This is a genomic window from Acidimicrobiales bacterium, from assembly GCA_035630295.1.
Taxonomy (GTDB): Bacteria; Actinomycetota; Acidimicrobiia; order Acidimicrobiales; family Iamiaceae; genus Iamia.
This window is the reverse complement of the sequence record DASQKY010000042.1, coordinates 424,083-442,641: the sequence shown is the minus strand read 5'-3', so window position 1 is coordinate 442,641 and position 18,559 is coordinate 424,083. Positions and strand designations below refer to the sequence as shown.

At 76.3% G+C, this 18,559-nt stretch carries 14 protein-coding genes; 5 read left to right on the top strand and 9 right to left on the bottom strand.

Going from position 1 to position 18,559, the window contains the following annotated elements; genetic code table 11:
* Positions 1-36 precede the first annotated feature (36 nt).
* On the top strand, positions 37-1,311 hold the full coding sequence (gene egtB, locus VEW93_12290) for an ergothioneine biosynthesis protein EgtB (protein HYI62572.1): 1,275 nt from the start codon (positions 37-39) through the stop codon (positions 1,309-1,311).
* 64 nt (positions 1,312-1,375) lie between these two features.
* On the top strand, positions 1,376-2,425 hold the full coding sequence (gene egtD, locus VEW93_12285; protein HYI62571.1) for an L-histidine N(alpha)-methyltransferase: 1,050 nt from the start codon (positions 1,376-1,378) through the stop codon (positions 2,423-2,425).
* A 60-nt stretch (positions 2,426-2,485) separates the two neighbouring features.
* Here egtD and VEW93_12280 read toward each other — a convergent pair whose 3' ends face one another.
* The 5 genes from VEW93_12280 to VEW93_12260 form a co-directional block, all read right to left on the bottom strand.
* Positions 2,486-3,277, bottom strand: coding sequence for a formate dehydrogenase accessory sulfurtransferase FdhD (locus VEW93_12280; GenBank protein ID HYI62570.1), 792 nt, complete (start codon positions 3,275-3,277; stop codon positions 2,486-2,488).
* 624 nt (positions 3,278-3,901) lie between these two features.
* The gene (locus VEW93_12275; protein ID HYI62569.1) at positions 3,902-4,549 is read right to left on the bottom strand and encodes a sigma-70 family RNA polymerase sigma factor; all 648 of its coding nucleotides are present in this window, start codon (positions 4,547-4,549) and stop codon (positions 3,902-3,904) included.
* 276 nt (positions 4,550-4,825) lie between these two features.
* A complete protein-coding gene (gene rlmB / locus VEW93_12270) occupies positions 4,826-5,566 on the bottom strand; it encodes a 23S rRNA (guanosine(2251)-2'-O)-methyltransferase RlmB (protein ID HYI62568.1) in 741 nt (246 codons plus the stop codon).
* A 410-nt stretch (positions 5,567-5,976) separates the two neighbouring features.
* Positions 5,977-6,450, bottom strand: coding sequence for a 2-C-methyl-D-erythritol 2,4-cyclodiphosphate synthase (gene ispF / locus VEW93_12265; GenBank protein HYI62567.1), 474 nt, complete (start codon positions 6,448-6,450; stop codon positions 5,977-5,979).
* Positions 6,450-7,145: a 2-C-methyl-D-erythritol 4-phosphate cytidylyltransferase gene (locus VEW93_12260; protein ID HYI62566.1), complete on the bottom strand. Its 696-nt coding sequence runs from the start codon at positions 7,143-7,145 to the stop codon at positions 6,450-6,452. The genes ispF and VEW93_12260 overlap by 1 nt, the downstream gene beginning before the upstream one ends.
* Before the next feature lie 72 nt (positions 7,146-7,217).
* Here VEW93_12260 and VEW93_12255 point away from each other — a divergent pair, with 72 nt between their 5' ends.
* Positions 7,218-7,877, top strand: a complete 660-nt coding sequence (locus tag VEW93_12255; GenBank protein HYI62565.1) for a Crp/Fnr family transcriptional regulator — start codon at positions 7,218-7,220, stop codon at positions 7,875-7,877.
* A 48-nt stretch (positions 7,878-7,925) separates the two neighbouring features.
* On the opposite strand, the gene VEW93_12250 is transcribed toward VEW93_12255, so the two are convergent.
* Complete coding sequence (locus VEW93_12250) at positions 7,926-8,735, bottom strand: adenylate/guanylate cyclase domain-containing protein (GenBank protein ID HYI62564.1); 810 nt, start codon at positions 8,733-8,735, stop codon at positions 7,926-7,928.
* A gap of 358 nt (positions 8,736-9,093) precedes the next feature.
* On the opposite strand from VEW93_12250, the gene VEW93_12245 reads away from it, so the two are divergent.
* Together VEW93_12245 and VEW93_12240 are read left to right on the top strand one after the other, a co-directional pair.
* Positions 9,094-12,258 carry an Ig-like domain repeat protein gene (locus VEW93_12245; GenBank protein ID HYI62563.1) on the top strand — a complete coding sequence of 1,055 codons (3,165 nt, stop codon included), beginning with the start codon at positions 9,094-9,096 and terminating at the stop codon, positions 12,256-12,258.
* A gap of 219 nt (positions 12,259-12,477) precedes the next feature.
* Positions 12,478-13,122: a dienelactone hydrolase family protein gene (locus VEW93_12240; GenBank protein HYI62562.1), complete on the top strand. Its 645-nt coding sequence runs from the start codon at positions 12,478-12,480 to the stop codon at positions 13,120-13,122.
* Between the two features lie 17 nt (positions 13,123-13,139).
* On the opposite strand, the gene disA is transcribed toward VEW93_12240, so the two are convergent.
* From disA to VEW93_12225, 3 genes are read right to left on the bottom strand one after another with little or no spacing between them, the layout of a single operon-like run.
* A complete protein-coding gene (gene disA, locus VEW93_12235; GenBank protein ID HYI62561.1) occupies positions 13,140-14,213 on the bottom strand; it encodes a DNA integrity scanning diadenylate cyclase DisA in 1,074 nt (357 codons plus the stop codon).
* Positions 14,214-14,269: 56 nt separating this feature from the next.
* The gene (radA, locus tag VEW93_12230; GenBank protein ID HYI62560.1) at positions 14,270-15,643 is read right to left on the bottom strand and encodes a DNA repair protein RadA; all 1,374 of its coding nucleotides are present in this window, start codon (positions 15,641-15,643) and stop codon (positions 14,270-14,272) included.
* A gap of 10 nt (positions 15,644-15,653) precedes the next feature.
* A complete protein-coding gene (locus VEW93_12225) occupies positions 15,654-18,320 on the bottom strand; it encodes a helix-turn-helix transcriptional regulator (GenBank protein ID HYI62559.1) in 2,667 nt (888 codons plus the stop codon).
* Positions 18,321-18,559 lie beyond the last annotated feature (239 nt).

Below are 18,559 nucleotides of genomic sequence, written 5' to 3'. Positions count from 1 at the left end.
CGCCTCCCACCCGCCGGCCCCCCCGGAGGAGGCGCCATGACGCCACCGAGCACCCCCGTCGCCGAGGCCCCGACCGCCGGCCTCGACACGCACTACAGCGCGGTGCGCGACCTGACCGAGGCGCTGGCCGCGCCGCTGGGCCCGGAGGACCAGACGGTGCAGACCATGGCCGACGTCAGCCCGACCAAGTGGCACCGGGCCCACACCACCTGGTTCTTCGAGACCTTCGTGCTCGAGGCCCACCAGCCCGGCTACCGGCCGGTCGACGAGGCCTACCGGTTCCTGTTCAACTCGTACTACGAGGCGGTCGGGGCCCGGCACCCCCGGGCCGAGCGGGGCCACATCACCCGGCCCACCGTGGACCAGGTCGCCGCCTACCGGGCCGAGGTCGACACCTCCATGGAGGCCGTCCTCTCCACCGACATCACCGACGCGGTGGGGGCCCTGGTCACCCTGGGGCTCCACCACGAGCAGCAGCACCAGGAGCTGTTGCTCATGGACATCAAGCACGTGCTGGCGGCCAACCCGCTGCGCCCGGCCTACCTGGCCTCGGGCCCGGCCGCGGCCCCCGACCCGGGCCCGCTGCGCTGGGTCGACCGCCCCGGCGGCCGGGTCGAGGTGGGCCACGCCGGCCCGGGCTTCGCCTACGACAACGAGGGCCCCCGCCACGAGGCCCTGCTGGTCCCCCACCGCCTGGGCGACCGGCTGGTCACCAACGGCGAGTGGCGGGCCTTCATGGACGACGGCGGCTACCGGCGGCCCGAGCTGTGGCTGTCCGACGGCTGGGCCACCGTGGGGGCCCAGCGGTGGGAGGCGCCGCTGTACTGGGAGCAGGTGGGCGACGAGTGGCACGAGTTCACGCTGGCCGGCCGCCACGCCGTCGACCCGGCCCGCCCGGTGGTGCACGTCAGCCACTTCGAGGCCGACGCCTACGCCCGCTGGACCGGCGCCCGCCTGCCCACCGAGCAGGAGTGGGAGGCGGCGGTGGCGGCCCAGCCCCACGTCGAGCCGGCCTTCGCCCTCGACGGCCCCCACCCCCGGAGCGTGGCCCCCACCGACGGCGGGCCGGTGCGCCAGGCCTTCGGCGAGGTGTGGCAGTGGACCTCCAGCCCGTACGTCGGCTTCCCCGGCTTCGCCCCCGCCGTGGGCGCCGTGGGCGAGTACAACGGCAAGTTCATGAGCGGCCAGGTGGTCCTGCGGGGCTCCAGCTGCGCCACGCCCCCGGCCCACGCCCGGCTGACCTACCGCAACTTCTTCCCCCCCACGGCCCGCTGGGCCTTCTCCGGCGTGCGCCTGGCCGCCGACGCCTGATCCGCACCGCTCCGACTCCCCCCCGCTCCGACCGACCGCCCCCCGATCGCCCTGCCGAGGCCCCGTGACCGACCCGCCCCACCCCGCGTCCCCCGCCGCGGCCCCGTCCTCCCCGGCCGGTGCACCGGACCCCGGTCCCACCCCTGCCACCGCGCCGGCCCCGGCGTTGGCGTCGGCGGCCCGGGCCGAGACGCTGGCCGAGAGCGTGCGCCGGACCCTCACCGACGAGCCGCAACGCTGGCTGTCGCCCAAGTGGTTCTACGACGACCTGGGCAGCGTGCTGTTCGACGCCATCACCCGGCTGCCCGAGTACTACCCGACCCGCCGCGAGCGGGCCATCCTGCAGGCCCGGGCCACCGAGATCGCCACCGCCTCCGGGGCCGACACCCTGGTCGAGCTGGGGTCGGGCACCTCGGAGAAGACCCGGCTGCTGCTCGACGCCTTCACCGCCACCGGGCAGCTCCGGCGCTTCTGCCCCCTCGACGTCAGCGGCACCACCCTGGCCGCGGCGGCCGAGGTCATCGCCGCCGCCCACCCGGGGCTGGAGGTCCACCCCGTGGAGGGCGACTTCCTCCACGACCTGGACCGCATCCCGGCCGGGGGCCGGCGCCTGGTGGTGTTCCTGGGCGGCACCATCGGCAACCTCACCCCCGAGGAGCAGGGTCGCTTCCTGGACCGGGTGTCGGCCACCCTGGCCCCGGGCGACGGGCTGCTGCTGGGCACCGACCTGGTCAAGGACGTCGAGCGCCTGCTGGCCGCCTACGACGACGCCGTCGGCGTCACGGCCGCCTTCGACCGCAACGTGCTGGCCGTGCTCAACCGGGAGCTGGGCGCGGACTTCGACCTGCCCCACTGGCGCCACGAGTCCCGCTGGGACGCCGAGCGGGAGCGGGTGGAGATGCACCTGGTGGCCGCCGCCGGCCAGCTCGTGCACATCCCCGGGGCCGGGTTGGAGATCAAGGTCGAGGAGGGCGAGAGCATCCAGACCGAGATCTCGTCCAAGTTCCGGGTCGACCGCCTGCCCGCCCTGCTGGCCCCGGCCGGCTTCGACGTGGCCTCCACCTGGACCGATCCCGACGGGGACTTCGCCCTGACCCTGGCCGTCCGCCGTTGAGCGAGGGCCGGGCCGGGGCCCGGGCCGTCTCAGCCGGGGGCGGCCTCAGTCCCGCCGGCCTCAGCCCGGGGCGTAGACGTTGAGGCCGCCGGGCCGCAGGAAGGCGGCCAGGGTGAGGCCGGCCTGGCGGGCCACCTCGACGGCCAGCGACGTCGGCGCCCCCACCGCCACCACGGTGCCCAGCCCCGCGGCCCACGCCTTCTGCACGATCTCGAAGCCGGCCCGGCCCGACACGTAGAGCCCGAGGCCGGTGGCCGGCAGGGCCTCGTCGCGGCGGAGCCGGCCCACCACCTTGTCGACGGCGTTGTGCCGGCCCACGTCCTCGCGGACCACGACGGGCTCACCGTCGGGGGTGAAGGCGGCGGCGGCGTGGGTGCCGCCGGTGGCCGCGAACAGCTCCTGGGCCGGCCGCACCCGGTGGGCCATGGCGGCCAGCACCGGCACCGGGATGGCCGGCGTCCCCGAGAGGGGGGCCAGGCGGGCCAGGAGGGCCTCCACGTCGGCCGCCCCGCACACGCCGCAGGCCGACGTGGTGGGGGCCAGGCGGGGGGTGGGCACGGCTGCGGTGCCGCCGGTGGACACGTCGACCACGTTGAAGGCGGCCCGCTCGTCCAACCCGAGGCCGCAGGAGCGCACCCCGTCCAGCCGGGCCCCGTCCAGCAGCCCCTCGGCGTGGACGAAGCCGACGGCCAGGTCGTGGTCGTCACCCGGGGTGCGCATGGTGGTGGTCACCAGGTGGCCGTCGAGGCGGATCTCCAGCGGTTCCTCCACCGCCACCTCGTCGGGGGCCCGCCGGGAGCTCTCGCCGTCGTGGCGGCGGACGAGGACACGGCGCGTCCGGGAGTGGGCCACGCCCCCACCGTACCGAGCATGCCGCGACCTTCTCCTGGCCGGGCACCTTCCTGCCGCGCCCGGACCAGCGCGGCCTCCGGGGCCGGGCCGATCCGCCGGGCCGGCGGCGCTTCCCCGGGTCGGGCGCGGACCGAGCGCACACGCTCTCGGGCGGAGCGGCGCCACCGGCGGGGCCGAGGCACCTCCACTCCCGGCCCGAGGCGCGGGTCGGCCGCCCGCACCGGGGGGTGGTGCGGGCGGCCGGTTCCCTGAGCCGCTGGTGGTCCGGCGCCGGCAGGAACGCACGGACCGGGCTCGATCGGTGGACCGGCAACTGCAGGCCGACCCACCGAGATCGCATGGCCCCGACGTTCCCGGCACGGTTTCGTACTCATGCGGTACGGAACCGTGCCGGGTTCGACGGGGGGGCTCAGTCCTCGGGGTTGGGCAGGCCCTGGGCCCGGGTGGCGAACTCGTCGCTACCTGGCTGAAGGTGGCGTCGATGTAGACCGTCGCCTCGATCGGGTCGGTGATCTCCTGCTCGAAGGACACCGGCGGCGACGAGAACGACGCCGCGCTGATGGCCCCGGTGGCGTCGTCGACGGTGCCCGAGATCCACCGAGGGCGGCGAGGCCCGCCGGTCGGTCAGCAGAGGGCGGCGGCCTCGTACTGGACCAGGCTGCGGCCCAGCTTCCGCTTGATGCGCTGTACGGCGTTGTCGACCGACTTGGCGTGGCGGCCGACGTGGTCGGCGATCTCGACGTAGGAGCGGCCGGCCACGTAGAGGCGCAGCACCTCCAGCTCCAGCTCCGAAAGCTCGGCCACCATGGCCCCGGCCAGGATGCCGACCTGCTCGTCGCCCACCAGGCGCTCGGCCGGGTCGTCGGTGGCGGCCGGCCCGGGGAGCCGGTCCTCCAGGGCCCGCCCCTCGTCCTCGGCCCGGTCCCGGGTGCCGTGGAACGAGACCGACGTGTTGAGGGGCTGGTGCTTGTGGCGGTTGGCGGTCTTGATGGCGCTCAGGAGCTGGCGGGTGATGCACAGCTCGGCGAAGGGCCGGAAAGCCACCTCGTGGTCGGGCCGGTAGTCGCGCACGGCCTTGTACAAGCCGATCAGGGCCTCCTGCTCGAGGTCATCCGCGTCCCCGCCCACCAGGTAGTAGCTGCGGGAGCGGGACCGGGCGAAGCGCCGGTAGCGGGCCAGGAGCACGTCGAGGGCATCCGCGTCCCCCTCCTGGAAGAGACGGGCCAGCTCGGCGTCCGGGGCGACGGACAGGGAGGTGTGGCGGAACGACATCGGCGTGGTCCTTCAAAGGTGCGGCGAGTGATGTGGCGTAGTCCGTAGTGACTAGTGACCATTCGGCCACGACCCTGCGAGACGTGTCAACGGCCGTGCCGCTACTCGGCGTAACATCATCGTGACCAGCTTCGATGGCCGGCCCTCACGCACCGTGGCAGAGGGGTGGCCGTGGGCCCGGGAACACCCGCGCGTGGTCACCTGACGTTCCGTCAGGTGGCCACCGCTCTCCTCACCGTCAGTGACCAACGGGCTCGGGCCGAGGCCCGGGCCGGGTCACGTTCGACGGCGAGCCACCGCGAAGCAGGCCAGGGCGCCGGCGGTGGCCGCGTTGAGGCTGTCCAGCGGCCCTCGCATGGGGATGGCCACCACCTCGTCGCAGCGCTGGCGGACCAGGCGGGACAGCCCGGCCCCCTCGGCCCCCACAACCAGGGCCACCGGCACCTCCGGCACCGGTACCTCCCACACCGAGCGGGCCCCCTCGGCGTCGAGGCCCAGCACCCACACCCCGGCCTCCCGCAGGCGGGCCACCGCACTGGGCAGTCCGCCGACCACGGCCATGGGCAGGTGCTCGATGGCCCCGGCCGCGGCCTTGGCCACCGTGGGGGTCACGTGCACGGCCCGGTGCCGGGGCAGCACCACCCCGGTCACCCCGGCCGCCGAGGCCGAGCGCAGCAGCGCCCCCAGGTTCCCGGGGTCGGTCAGGCCGTCGAGCAGCAACAGGAACGGGGGCCCGTCGCCCGAGGCGGTGGCCCGCACCAGGCCCGAGGCCAGGTCGTCGAGCTCGTGCTCCTCCAGGGGGGCGGCCCGGGCCAACACCCCCTGGGGGGCCTCGGTGCGAGCCTGGGAGTCGAGGCGGCTGCGGCTCACCTCACGGACCGGCACCCGGTCGTCGGTGGCCAGCTGGAGGATCTCGGCCACCACCGGCGACGGGTCCAGGTCGGCGGCCACCAGCAGCTCGTGGACCCGGCGCCGCCCGGCCAGCAGCAGCTCCCGCACCGCCTGGCGGCCCTCCACCTGGTCACCCCCCAGGCCCCGGGGCGGCCCGGAGCGACGGGGGCCCGTGGAGGGGCCGGCCTCCTCGCGGTCGCGACCCGCGGCCGGGCCCCGGTCGGCCGAGGGCCTCGGCGCCGGAGCCGATCGACCCCGCCCACCGCTCGCCGGCCCGGGGCGGCCCCCACGGGAACGACCTCCGTCGCCCGCCTGGCCTCCGGCGCCGGCGCGACCTCCGCCCCCGGCCGGGCCGGCCCCGGTCCCCCCGCGACCTCCACCACCGGGCCCGGTCCCCCCGCGACCTCCAGCGCCGCGCCCTCCGCCGGTGCGGCCCGCACCGGGGCCGCCCGCACCCCGGCGCCCCGCGCCGCGACCCTCACCGGCCCGGCGCCCGTCGATGCGAGCCCTGCCGTCCTCGCGGCCGGTCCCGGTGCTCACGGGCGGGTCACCACCGCCACGGCCAACGCCACCACGCCCTCGCCCCGGCCCACGGCGCCGATGCCCTCGCTGCGGCGCCCGGTGACGGTGACCGGAGCCCCCACCGCGGCGCTCAACCGGTCCGCCATGTCGTCGCGCACGGGGGCCAGGCGAGGCGCGTCGAGCACCACCGAGCAGTGGACGTTGCCCGGCTCCCAGCCCTCGGCCCGGACCCGCCGGGCGGCCTCGGCCAGCAGGGCCACGCTGTCGGCCCCGGCCCACCGCGCGTCGGTGTCGGGGAAGTGCTGCCCGATGTCGCCCAGGCCGGCCGCCCCCAGCAGGGCGTCGGCGCAGGCGTGGGCCACGGCGTCGGCGTCGCTGTGGCCGGCCAGCCCCGGGCCCGGCAGCTCGACGCCCCCGAGGACCAGGCGCCGCCCGGGGTCGTCGCTCCACGGGTGGAGGTCGACCCCCTGGCCCACGCGCACCTGCATCAGGGCACCAGGCCCAGGTGGCGGGCGGCCACGTCGACGTCGGCCGGGTGCGTGACCTTGAGGTTGGCGGGATCACCGGGCACGACCACCACCTTCCCACCCGCCCGCTCCACCAGGGTGGCATCGTCGCTGGCCTCGCCGCCGGATGCGTGGGCGGCCCGCAGGGCGGCCGCCGCGAAGGCCTGGGGGGTCTGGACCGCCACCAGCTCGTCTCGGTCCACCGCCCCGCCGTCGCGGCGCCGGACGCTGTCGACCAGCGCCACGCCGGGCACGGCGGCATCGGCCCCGTCCCGCACCGCGGCCACCACCGCGCCGTAGAGCGACGGCCCGGCCAGGGGGCGGGCCCCGTCGTGCACCACCACCACCTCGGCCTCGGCCGGCACCGCGGCCAGGCCGGCCCGCACCGACGCCGAGCGGGTCGCCCCCCCGGCCACCACCACGTCGGCCCCGGGCTCGGCCGTGGCCGCCCGGTCGGGCGGCACCACCAGCACCACGCCGTCGGTGGCGGCCCGGGCCGCGCCCAGGCTCCAGTCCACCACCCGGCGGTCGCCCAGGGGGGCGTACTGCTTGGGCCCCCCGAAGCGGGTGCCCCCTCCGGCCGCCACCACCACGGCCCACACCGGCGCCGGCGCGGCGTCCGACGCGCCGCCCGGGCCGGTTCCGGCGCCGGGGGGGGCGGGGGGCGGGGCGGACATCGGCGGGACGCTACCCGGGAGGGCCCGACCGCTCGATCCTGGCCCCGGGAGCCACTTCTGTACGCTCCCGGAGTGGCCGAGATCCCCCTGCTCCGCGACGTCCCCCTCCTGACCGACCTCTCCGACGAGGAGATGGCCGAGGTCGAGGCGGCGACGACGACCACCGACCTGCTCCGCAACGACCTCCTCTTCGCCGAGGACGCCCCCCCGACCGACCTGCACGTGGTGGTCAGCGGACGCATCGCCATCTCCAAGCGCTCGATCGACGGCCGCGAGTCGATGGTGGCCCTCATGGAGCGGGGCGACCTGTTCGGTGAGATGGGCCTGTTCGACGGGTTGGGGCGCTCGGCCGAGGCCCGGGCCCTGGAGGCCTCACAGGTCCTGACCATCCCCTACACGCCGCTGCAGGCCATCTACGAGCGCCGGCCCGACCTGCTGTGGGGCGTGGTGCGGCTGCTGGCCGGCCGCCTCCGCAGCACCGACACCGCGCTGGCCGACTCGGTGTTCCTGGACGTCACCGGGCGCACGGCCAAGCGCCTGCTGGAGCTGGCCGGCGAGGACGACGAGTTCGTCCTGCCCATCACCCAGGAGGAGCTGGCCGGCATGGTCGGCGCCTCCCGGGAGAGGGTCAACAAGGCCATCGCCAGCTTCGTGCGCCTGGGGTGGATCGACCAGCGGGAGCGCCGCTACCGCATCCTCAACCGCGTCGAGCTCGAGCGCCGCGCCCGCTGACCGCGCCCGTCCCCCGGCGGCCCGGTCGGGCCTGGTGCCTCGGGCGGGTCAGGGCCCGTCGACGGCGGCGGTGAGCCGGCAGGCGGAGATGGGGTCCAGGCCCTTCAGCCGGTAGCGGCGGGCCCGGCCGAACCGGATGCCGGGCAGGTCGCCCACCGCCTGGCGGACGTCCACCGAGGCCAGCACCTCGCCCCCCTGGGCCTGCTCGGTGAGGCGGGCGGCCACGTTGACCACGTGGCCCACCACGTCATCGGCCGTGGCCAGGGCCTCGCCGTGGTGCAACCCGGCCCGCAGCCGCAGGGGGCCCGGCTCCTCGCCCACCAGCTCCACCGCGGCCAGGGCCGCGGCCTCGGCGGCGGGGAAGGCCAGCATCAGCCCGTCGCCCAGGCGCTTCACCACCCGGCCGCCCCGGCTCCGCACCACCGGGCCGACCCAGCGCACGTGGTCACCGACCAGGGCGGCCGCGGCGTCGTCGCCCTGGGTGGCGGTGAAGGTGGTGAAGCCCTCCAGGTCGGTGAACAGCACCGACACCTCGGTCGGGGGCAGGGGCCCGGAGCCCACCTCTCCGGCCAGGGACATGGCCTGGACGGCGCTGAGCCCCAACGAGGCCAGCACCGACGGGCGCTGCTCGGCCGTCCGCTCCAGGAAGCGCTGGAGCACCTCGCTGGGCGGGGCGATGCGGGCCGGGTTGCCCGAGGGGTCCTCCAGCCAGGCCCGGTCGACCAGGCCGACGTCCACGGCCTGGGCCGCCCACTCGGCGTCGGAGCGGATCAGCCGGGCCAGCCGCTCGCTGAGCGACTGCTGGAGGGAGGCCACGGCCCGGGCCCCGCGGTCCCGGACGTCGTCGGTGGAGGCCACCCGGGCATGGTACGGCCGCGGCCCCGCGGGGCGCCTGCTCGTTCCCCGCCATCCGGCGCGGCCGGTAGGTCAGGGGCTGGTGACAGCGACGGAAACTTCGCTGCGGAGACCATTACGCGCAGGTTCGGCAAGGTTGGCTCGGACATGGTGACTGCAGGCACTTCTCCCGGACTGTGGTTCCGGGAACGGTGTCGTGCGGAAGTGTTCATCGACCGGGGGGATCCCTCATCATGTTGTCCAGACGTTCGCTCGTTGCGTTGACCTTGGCGGTTGCTGCGACGTTCGCCTTCGCTTTTGTCCCCCCCCCCCAGGGCTTGCACAGGCTCCGGTAGCCCCACCTGAGGGCACCGCCCCCCGGGTGGCAGAGGCGTTCAGCCTCTCCCTGGTCGAGGGCGAGCTCCTCATCCGCGACGCCGACGAGCCCTACGCGCTGGAGAACCCCACCTCCATCGCCGGCACCGTGGACGGAGGCGCCGGGGGCACCGGTGCCATCACTGGAGCCGACTTCACCACCCCGACGGTGTCCTTCGAACAGGAGGCCCTCGGGCTCCCGGTGAAGATCGACGCCACCTTCACCCCGGTCGCCGCCACGTCGAGCACGGGGTCCATCGACGCCGAGGGCAACGTCCTGTTCCAGACCGCGCTCACCGTCGACCTCCACATCGACGTCTCCCACGGGGCCATCGTGACCGACTGCCGCTCGACGCCGGTCAACCTCACGTTCAACTCGACCGCTCCCCACGACTCCGACACCGGGCGAGTCACCCTGACCGACCCCGACTTCACCATCCCCCCTGTCGTCACGGGCTCCGGGTGCAACCCAGCGGTCGGTGATGCGGTCAACGAGCAGCTCGCCGGTGGGGGCCACTCCCTGACCCTCACCCTCCAGGGGCCCCTGGCCCGGCCCACCCCCCCGGAGTGCAGGACCCTCGCCACCCTCGCCGTCGACCCCGGCGGCGAGTCGCGGTTCGGCACGCCGGTCACCCTGACCGCCACCGTGGCCATCGACCCCACCCACGCCACCGACCCGGCCTGCGACGGCGCGCCGGCCCACCCGGCCGGGTTCGTGGACCTCTTCGACGGGACCACCATCGTCGGCACCGTCCCCCTCGCCGGCGGCACCGCGGTGCTGACCACCGACGACCTCCCGGCCGGCCCCCGCGCCCTCACCGCCGGCTACCGGGGCGAGGCCCCCTACGCCAAGGCCACCTCCCAGCCGGTCTCCCACCTGGTGGCCGCCGACCCCGCCCTGGTGCCCGCCCTCCCCGCCCACGTCGAGATCGGCACCCCGGCCGTCCCGTTCGACGTCGAGGTGACCAACACCGGCTTCGGCCGATCCCTCGCCAACGCCCGCCTCGACCTCACCATCCGACGCCCCCAGGGCAGCAGCACCTTCACCCCGAGCGAGGTGACGTTGGAGCACCAGGACGACGCCGGTGATTGGCAGCCGGTCACCCTCACCGCGTCCGCGGTCGTGACCGTGGGCGGCACCGTCGGCGAGACGACCGGCTTCCCGCTGGCCGTCGGGCAGACCAGGACCATCACCCTCCGGTTGGCCTTCGCGGCCGGCACCTCCCCGGGGCCACTCGACGCCACCTTCGAACTGGTGGAGGTCGACCCCCTCGATGGCGCCGAGGTCCAGACGCTGTCCACGGCCACCCTGGGCACCACCATGGTCGAGGCCGCTCGCCGGCCCAGCACCACCGGCTTCGGGAACCCACTCTCGCGAGGGCCGGTCGACCCCCACACGGTGAGCCAGGGCCACACCATCCTGGTGCCCAACCTGAACGTCGGGCCGCAGGTCGGCGGGGTCCGCCCCGCCGGGCACGTGGAGTACTTCATCGACGGGCGCCGCGTGCCGGCCCGCCCCTCGCTCGGCCTGCCGCTCGAGGCCGGCTGGCTCGACCGGGTGCCGCTGCCCACCGCCTCCCTGAACGCGGTGCTCAACGTGCCGGTCGACATCGGACTCGGCGCCCACGAGCTGCGGGTCAAGTACTCCGGCGACGCCCTCTTCCTGCCCAGCCAGAACGCGGCCACCTTCCACGTCGTCGCCGCGGTGGGCACCACCTACGCCTGCACCTACGAGGCAGTGGCGGTGAAGACCTTCAACGTCACCCTCACCGCCCAGGCCAACATGCCCCGCGTCGCCGCAGGGGGCACGCCGACCCCGCTCGACCACGTGGCGGTGCGGATGTCCACCGACCGGGGCCGCTCGGGCATCGAGACCTTCAACGAGGTGTTCTCCACCTCCAGCTCGACGGTCCCCGTCTCCAACCCCGGTGGGGTCACCGCGGTGGAGTACGACTTGGGCCCCGGCACCGGGACCGCCACCAGCACCACCCACACCCTGGGCACCCTCCTCCCCGCCAGCCCCAACCCGGCGGCGGCGGCCGACGTCAACCAGTGGGTCGACTTCGGGGGCTCCACCGGCTCCCTGACCCTCGACGGCGACCCGGGCCAAGCCCACGAGATCGCCCTCGAGTCCCTGATCGTCCGGGGCACCAACCCGTCCTCGAACCTGCCCCTGGTGGTCACCTGCCGCCCGGCCACCGAAGCCATCCCCCTCGGCACCATCACCCAGGCCGGCACCTCGCTCACCGTCGCCCCCGACGCCCCGGTCCGCCAGGGCACCGCCGTCACCCTCTCGGCCACGGTGGCCCCGGTGACCTCCGGCGGGATGGTCGAGTTCCGTGACGGTGACACCACCATCGGGGTCGTTCCGGTGGCCAGCGACGGCACGGCCACGATGTCCACTACCACCCTGGACGAGGGGATACGGAGCCTCTCGGCCCGGTACTTTGGCGGGCTCGCCGTGGCCCCCACCTCCGAGACCGTGCCCTATGCGGTGTTGCCCCGGCACGAGTGCACGACCTTCGCCGAGGAGGGCCACGGGCGCACGGTGCGTCTGGTGTACCTGGAGCTGCTGGGACGCTGCCCCGACCAGGCCGGCTACGACCACTGGGTGGCCCGCCTGGCCGGCGGCACCACCCAGGAGGCCTTCGCCCGCACCATCGCCCGCACCCCCGAAGCGGTGGGCCGAGTCGTCGACGACGCCTATGCGACCATGCTCGGCCGCCCCGCCGACACCGAAGGCCGAGCCTTCTGGACCACCCGCCTCCGCGGCCACGGCCGCTACGACCAGCTCCTCGCCGACCTCGGCGCATCCGGTGAGTTCCGCCGCCTGGCCGGCTCCACCGACAGCGGGTTCATCACCCGGGTCTACGAACGGCTCCTGGGCCGCGCCCCCGACGCCGCCGGGTTCGAGCACTGGAACGACCGCCTGGACGCCGGGGCCTCACCGAGGGCGCTGATCCTCACCATCGCCAACCTCGGTGAACCACTGCGCCGCCTCGTGACCTCGTCCTATGACGAGATCCTCGACCGGGCGCCGGTCGGCGCGGAGATCACCAGCGGCATCGCCCACCTCCGTGGCACCGGTGACCGCTCCGGCCTCTACGCCCAGCTCATCGGCACCCCCGAGTTCGCGCAGCGGGCCCAGGATCTCTCCAACCCCGAGGACTGACCCCACGTCCCTGATCGGCGCGGCGCCCCGACAGGCCGCCCACCGGCCCGGGCCACCCCACGGTCTCGGTGCCCCGGCCTGTCGTGCCGGGGCACCGACCGAGCCGGTCCGTGCGCACCTGCCGGCGCCGGACCACTGAGGCTCACGGACCGGCCGCTCGCTCCACCCCCCGGGGCGAGCGGCCGGTCCGCGCCGGTCACCGTGGGCCAAGCTGGCGGGATGCAGCTCACGCTCCCGTCGGGGACCGCCGCCTACCGGGCCGAGGTCCCCGATGCCGCCCGGGGGGTGGTGGTCATCCCCGACATCGGGGGGCTGCGGCCCCTGTTCACCGACCTGTGCGACCGGCTGGCCGCCGAGCACGGCTGGGCCGTGGCCTCGTTCGAGCCGTGGCCCGGCCGGGAGGGCCTGAGCCTGGACGAGCGCCTGGCCGCGGTGGGCACCCTGGACGACACGACCGTCCTGGCCGACGTGGCCGGCGCCGCCGACGCGCTGGGCGTCGAGCCGGTGGCCGTCGTCGGCTTCTGCATGGGCGGGATGTTCGCCCTCAAGGCGGCGGCCGCCGGGCGGGTCGACCGGGCCGTGTCGTTCTACGGGATGGTCCGCCTGCCCGAGCACTGGCGCTCGGCCACCGTGGCCGAGCCCCTGGAGACGCTGGCCGGCGGGGCCGTGCCCATCCTGCAGGTCACCGGCACCGAGGACCCGTGGGTGCCGGCCGCCGACGCCGCGGCCCTGGAGGGCACGGGGGCCGAGGTGGTCCGCTACCCCGGGGCCGACCACGGCTTCGTCCACGACCCCAGCCGCCCCACCCACCGCCCCGACGACGCCGCCGACGCCTGGCGTCGCGTCGCCACCTTCCTGGCCTGAGCCCTGGCCGTCCCGGCCTAGCTGTAGCGGTCGAGGATGCTGGCCTCGGCCATGTGGCTCAGGCCGTCCTTCACCGCTCGGGCCCGGAGCTTGCCCACCCCGGCCACCTGGTCGAGGTCGTCGATCGAGGCCCGCAGGATCTTCTGCAGGTCGCCGAACTGCTCGACGATGGCCTCGATCACCGCCTCCGGCAGCCGGGGGATGCGGGCCAGCAGCCGGTGGCCCCGGGGCGACATCGACTCGTCCAGGTCGGGCGGCCCGTCGGAGAGGTGCACCGCCGAGGCCACTCGCTTCAGGTCGACCAGGTCGTCGTCGGACAGGGCCGCCAGGGCGTCCAGGGCGTGGGCCAGGGGCCAGGTGTCGGCCTCGTGGAAGTAGTCGCGCACCACCAGGCGCCGGTCGTCGCCGATGCCGCCCATCAGCTCCTCCAGCTGGAGGCGCACCAGGCGGCCGTCGTCGCCCAGCTCCACGATGTAGCCCCCGATCTCCGAGGCGATGCGGGCCACCATCTCGTTGCGCTGGAGCACCGTCACCACGTCCCGCAGCGTGACCAGGTCCTCGATCTCCAGGGCGGAGAGGGCGATGGACACCTCGTCGAGGCGGGCCTTGTAGCGCTCCAAGGTCTGCACGGCCTGGTTGGCCCGGGCGATGACCCGGGGCACCGGGTCGATCTGGTGCTTCTCGTCGCCCACGTAGACGGAGATCACGTTCATGCGCTGCGACACCGAGATCACCGGCACGTTGATGGAGCGGGCCACCCGCTCGGCGGTGCGGTGCCGGGTGCCGGTCTCGGTGGTCGACACGTTGGGGTTGGGCACCAGGTGGACGTTCGACCGGGCGATGCGGCTGGCGTTGCCGGCCAGGATGATGGCCCCGTCCATCTTGGCCAGCTCCGAGAGGCGCTGCGGGCTGTAGGCCGCGTCCAGGAGGAACCCGCCCGAGCAGATGCTCAACACGTTGGGCTCGTCCCCGACCACGATCAGGGCCCCCATCCCGGCCTGGAGGACCCGGTCCAGGCCGTCCCGCAGGGGCATGCCCGGCGCGATCAGCGACAGCGCCTTGCGCATCGCCGCTCCGTGCGTCCCGGTCATGGGAGGAGCGTAGACGGCTCCCGGCGGACCCCTCGGCCCCGCCGCCGGGCCCGCGGTCAGCGGATCAGGCCCAGGGCAGCGATGGCCTCCATCAGGGACCGGACCCGCAGGGCGACCACGCCCTCGGGCGGGTCCGGGGCCGACACCGGCACCACCGCCCGGGTGAAGCCCAGCCGGGCCGCCTCGGCCAGGCGGCGCTCGGTGCTGGCCACCTGGCGGACCTCGCCCCCCAGGCCCACCTCGCCGCAGGCCACCACCTCGGCCGGCACCGAGATGCCGGTGGCCGCCGAGGTGATGGCCAGGGCCAGGGCCAGGTCGGCCCCCGGCTCCACCACCCGCACCCCGCCAGCGGCCAGGGCGTAGACGTCGAGCTTGCCCACGTCGATGCCGGCCCGCTTCACCAGCACGGCCAGCAGCAGGGCCACCCGGCCCCGGTCCAGGCCGTGGCTGGACCGGCGGGGCTCGGCCAGGAAGCTCGGCGCCACCAGGGCCTGGAGCTCGACCAGCAGGGGGCGATGCCCCTCGATGGTGGGCACCACGGTGGAGCCGGGCACCCCGGGCAGCCGGTCGGCCAGGAACAGGCCCGACGGGTCGGGCACGCCGTCGAGCCCGGCCTCGCCCAGCTGGAAGAGGCCCAGCTCGCTGGTGGAGCCGAAGCGGTGCTTGAGGGCCCGCAGCAGGCGGAGGGCGTGGTGGCGATCGCCGTCCAGCTCCAGCACGGTGTCGACCACGTGCTCCAGCACCCGGGGGCCGGCCAGGGCCCCGTCCTTGGTGACGTGGCCGATCAGCACGATGGCCAGGCCCCGGGTCTTGGCCTCCCGCACCAGGCGCTGGGCCACCTCGCGCACCTGGGTGACGCTGCCCGGGGCCGAGGACAGGTCGGGATCGGCCACGCTCTGGGCCGAGTCGACCACCAGGACGTCGGGCTGGACCTCGTCCACCGCGGCCAGCACCCGGGGGATCAACGACTCGCCCACCAGCCACAGCCGGTCGTGCAGGGCGCCCAGCCGCCGGGCCCGGTCCCGCACCTGGGCCGGGCTCTCCTCGGCGCAGGCGTAGAGGACGGTGGCCCCCGACCGGGCCAGGCCGGCCGCGGCCTGGAGCACCAGGGTCGACTTGCCGGTGCCCGGAGCGCCGCCGAGGAGGGTGACCGAGCCCGGGACCAGGCCCCCCGAGAGCACCCGGTCGAGCTCGTCGACCCCGGTGGGCAGGGGGGCCACGGCGTCGCCGGTGCCGTCGGTGCTGGGCCGGGCCGGGCTCACCGGGCCCTCCGTCCCCCACCCGGTCCAGGCCGGCGCGGCCTCGGCCGGGGGGGCCTCGACCACCTCGACCAGGGTGCTCCACTCGCCGCAGGTGGGGCAGCGCCCCACCCACTGGGGCGCGGTGGCCCCGCACTCGGCGCAGCGGTGGAGCGTCCTGGTGCGGGCCATGGGCGGAACCCTAGGGACCCCCCGCGACACCGGCCGGCGGATCGGCGCCCAGGGCCGCCACCAGACCCTCCCGGCCCCGCACCCCCAGCTTGCGGTACACCCGCTGGAGGTGGCTGTCGATGGTGCGGACCGAGACCACCAGGTGGTCGGCGATGTCCTGGCGGCTGGTGCCGGCGGCCACCAGCGAGGCGATCTCGGCCTCCCGGGCGGTCAGGACGGGCCGGCTGCCCACGCCGTCCAGGGCCGGGGTGACCAGCGGCTCGCCGTCGGCCCGCAGCTCGGCCACCCGGCGGCGGGCGTGGGCCCGCTGGCGGTCGTCGGCCGGGCGCCGGGCCACCTCGGCCCAGCACTCGACGGCGTCCAGGCGGGCTCCCATGGCCTCGTACGCCGGGGCCACCGCCACCAGGCCCTCGACGTCGCTGTCGGCCATGGCCCGGGCCCGAAGGGCGTGGGCCGCGAACAGCGGGCTGTCCGAGGACCGGGCCAGGCGCTCCAGCCCGGCCGCGGCCTCGGCCCGCGACGTCGGTCGCCCCACCCGGGACAGGGCGTGCAGGGCGTGGGCCTCGTACGGCACCGAGCCGTTGGCCGCGGCCGACGTCGCCGCCTCCCGGGCACAGGCATCGGCCCCGGCGGCGTCGCCCACGGCGGCCCGGTGGACGGCGTCGAGGCGCAGCTCCTCGGTGCGGAACAGCGACACCGAGTGGGCCGGGATGGCCAGCCACCGGGCCCGGGCCTCGGTCGCGGCGGCCAGGTCGCCGGCCACGGTGTGGGCCGCCACCAGGCCGGCGGCCGGGAACCCCAGCCAGCCCGGGCGGTGGACCCGTCGCAGGTCGTTCACCGACTCGCCGAACCAGCGGGCGGCGGTGACCGGACGGCCGGCAGCCAGGGCGGTGCGGCCCAGGTGCAGGGCCAGCCACCCGTGGGCGGTGGGGTCGTTGCTGGCCGCCACCTCGGGCTCGACGGCCAGGCCCCCCTCCAGGGCCTCGTCCAGGCGGCCCAGGTCGGTGCAGGCCGAGAGCCGGAACAGGTACGGCACGCCGAGCAGGGCGGGCAGCGGGTCGGGCAGGGACAGGGCCTCGGCCACGGCCTGGTCGAAGGTGGCCATGGCGTCCTCGAACCGGCCCTCGTTCAGGGCCACCGAACCCAGGACCTGGAGGGCCTCGGATCGCACCTCGGCGTCGGGGTCGCCGGCCCAGCGCCGGGCCAGGACGGCCGCCTCCTCCTGCTGGCCGGCGAAGGAGCGGAGGCGGCTCTCGGCCAGGTCGACGGGCGAGCGGGCCGCCGGGGGGGTGGCGGCCCGGGCCCGGGCGAAGGTGGCCCACGCCCCGGCCGCGTCGGCCAGGTGGAACTGCGAGACGGCGATGGTCTCGGCGTGGTGGACGGCGTCCTCGGGGGCCACGGCGGCCCCCTCCAGCTCGGCCCCCAACCGGCGGATGCCGTCGTGGTCGCCGAGCTGGGCGTAGGCCTGGGCCAGGACCCGCACGGCGTCTCCCCCCCGACCCTCCCGCCAGGCCCGCTCGGCCAGGGTCGCGGCCACGTCCCACCGGCTGCGCAGGTAGGCGGCCTCCGCCCCCGCCACCAGGGCCGCGACATCGGCCGCGGCCAGCGGCGGCCGGGCCCCGGCAAGATCCGCCGGGCCCGGGGACCGGCCGGCCAGGGCCAGGGCTCGCACGATGGCCACGTCGGGGTCGGTGGGCGGCTCGGCGGCCAGCACCTCGGCCACGCGGCCCCACCGGGCCATGGTCGTGGTGGCGTCGAGGCCGGCCCGGGCCGCGGTGGCCACCAGGTCGCTGGCCGGGCGGCACCACAGGCGCCCGTCGTCGTCGTCCTCGGCCACCACCAGGCCCCGGCGCTCGGCGTCGGCCAGGGCCGCAGGGCCGCCCAGGGCCTCGGCGGCGGCGATGGGGAGGCGGCCGGCCAGGGCCAGGGCGGCCAGGGCCGCCCCCACCTCGGCCGGGGCCCGGTCCACCTCGGCCAGGACGGCCGCGTCGACCAGGTCGTCGAGCTCGCCGACCAGGCTCCACAGCCCCGACGACCGCTCCCACGTCCCCTCGGCCCGCGTCGCCTCCACCACGGCCACCACCCGACCCGGGTGGCCCCGGGCGAAGGCCCACATCCGCTCCCGGCCGGCCGAGTCGACGGGGCCACCGACCAGGGCCTCCAGCAACCGGTCGGCCGGGGCCCGGTCCAGGGCGTCGAGGTGGACCCGGTCGACCAGGTCGCGCCACCAGGCCTCGGGGGCCGCGGCCGGGGCGGAGGCAGTCGGGGCGGGGGCGGGCTCGTCCGAGGCGGTGCCCAGGAGGGCCACCCGGCCCGCCACCAGGAGCTGGTGGAGCACGGCGGTCGACGGCCCGTCCAAGGTGTCGAGGTCCCTCGCCACCACCACCGGCCGCCCGGGCCCGATCCGCGCCCCCCGGGCCACCAGGGCCTCGCCCACCGCGGCCAGGGTGGCCGCATCGACCACGGCCGGAGGCGCTTCGGGCAGGACGGGCCGCAGAGCGGCGAGCGGCACCTCCGGCTCCCCGGCCTCCGTCCCGGCGGCCACGGCCAGCACCGGCACCCCGGCCTCGGCCAGGCGGTCGGCGGCCGCGGCCACCACCGTGCGCCGGCCCGAGCCGCGATCGCCGCTGACCACCGCCCCGGCCCCCGTGGTGGCGGCGGCCACCAGCCGGGCCACGACATCGTCCCTCCCCACCACGGGACCGCCCGCGCCGGGGGACGGTGACGGGTCCGGGCCGGGCGGCCCGCCGGGGGCGGTCACGCCGCGGAACCTACCCCCACCGGCCGTGGGCGGGCCTCCTTCAGCACCCTTCCAGACAGAACCTTGCTGAACATGCGCGATGTTGGTTCAGCACGAAAGAGACGGACACCGTCACCGCACGAAGGAGCGGCCTCGCCGTGTCTGTCCCCGGGACG

Excerpts from the sequence above, each read along its gene's own strand:
- VEW93_12260 (HYI62566.1), bottom strand. The coding sequence starts at position 7,145 with ATGTCCGCCCCGCCCCCCGCCCCCCCCGGCGCCGGAACCGGCCCGGGC.
- egtB (HYI62572.1), top strand. The coding sequence starts at position 37 with ATGACGCCACCGAGCACCCCCGTCGCCGAGGCCCCGACCGCCGGCCTC.
- radA (HYI62560.1), bottom strand. The coding sequence starts at position 15,643 with ATGGCCCGCACCAGGACGCTCCACCGCTGCGCCGAGTGCGGGGCCACC.
- VEW93_12240 (HYI62562.1), top strand. The coding sequence starts at position 12,478 with ATGCAGCTCACGCTCCCGTCGGGGACCGCCGCCTACCGGGCCGAGGTC.
- disA (HYI62561.1), bottom strand. The coding sequence starts at position 14,213 with ATGACCGGGACGCACGGAGCGGCGATGCGCAAGGCGCTGTCGCTGATC.
- ispF (HYI62567.1), bottom strand. The coding sequence starts at position 6,450 with ATGCAGGTGCGCGTGGGCCAGGGGGTCGACCTCCACCCGTGGAGCGAC.
- VEW93_12275 (HYI62569.1), bottom strand. The coding sequence starts at position 4,549 with ATGTCGTTCCGCCACACCTCCCTGTCCGTCGCCCCGGACGCCGAGCTG.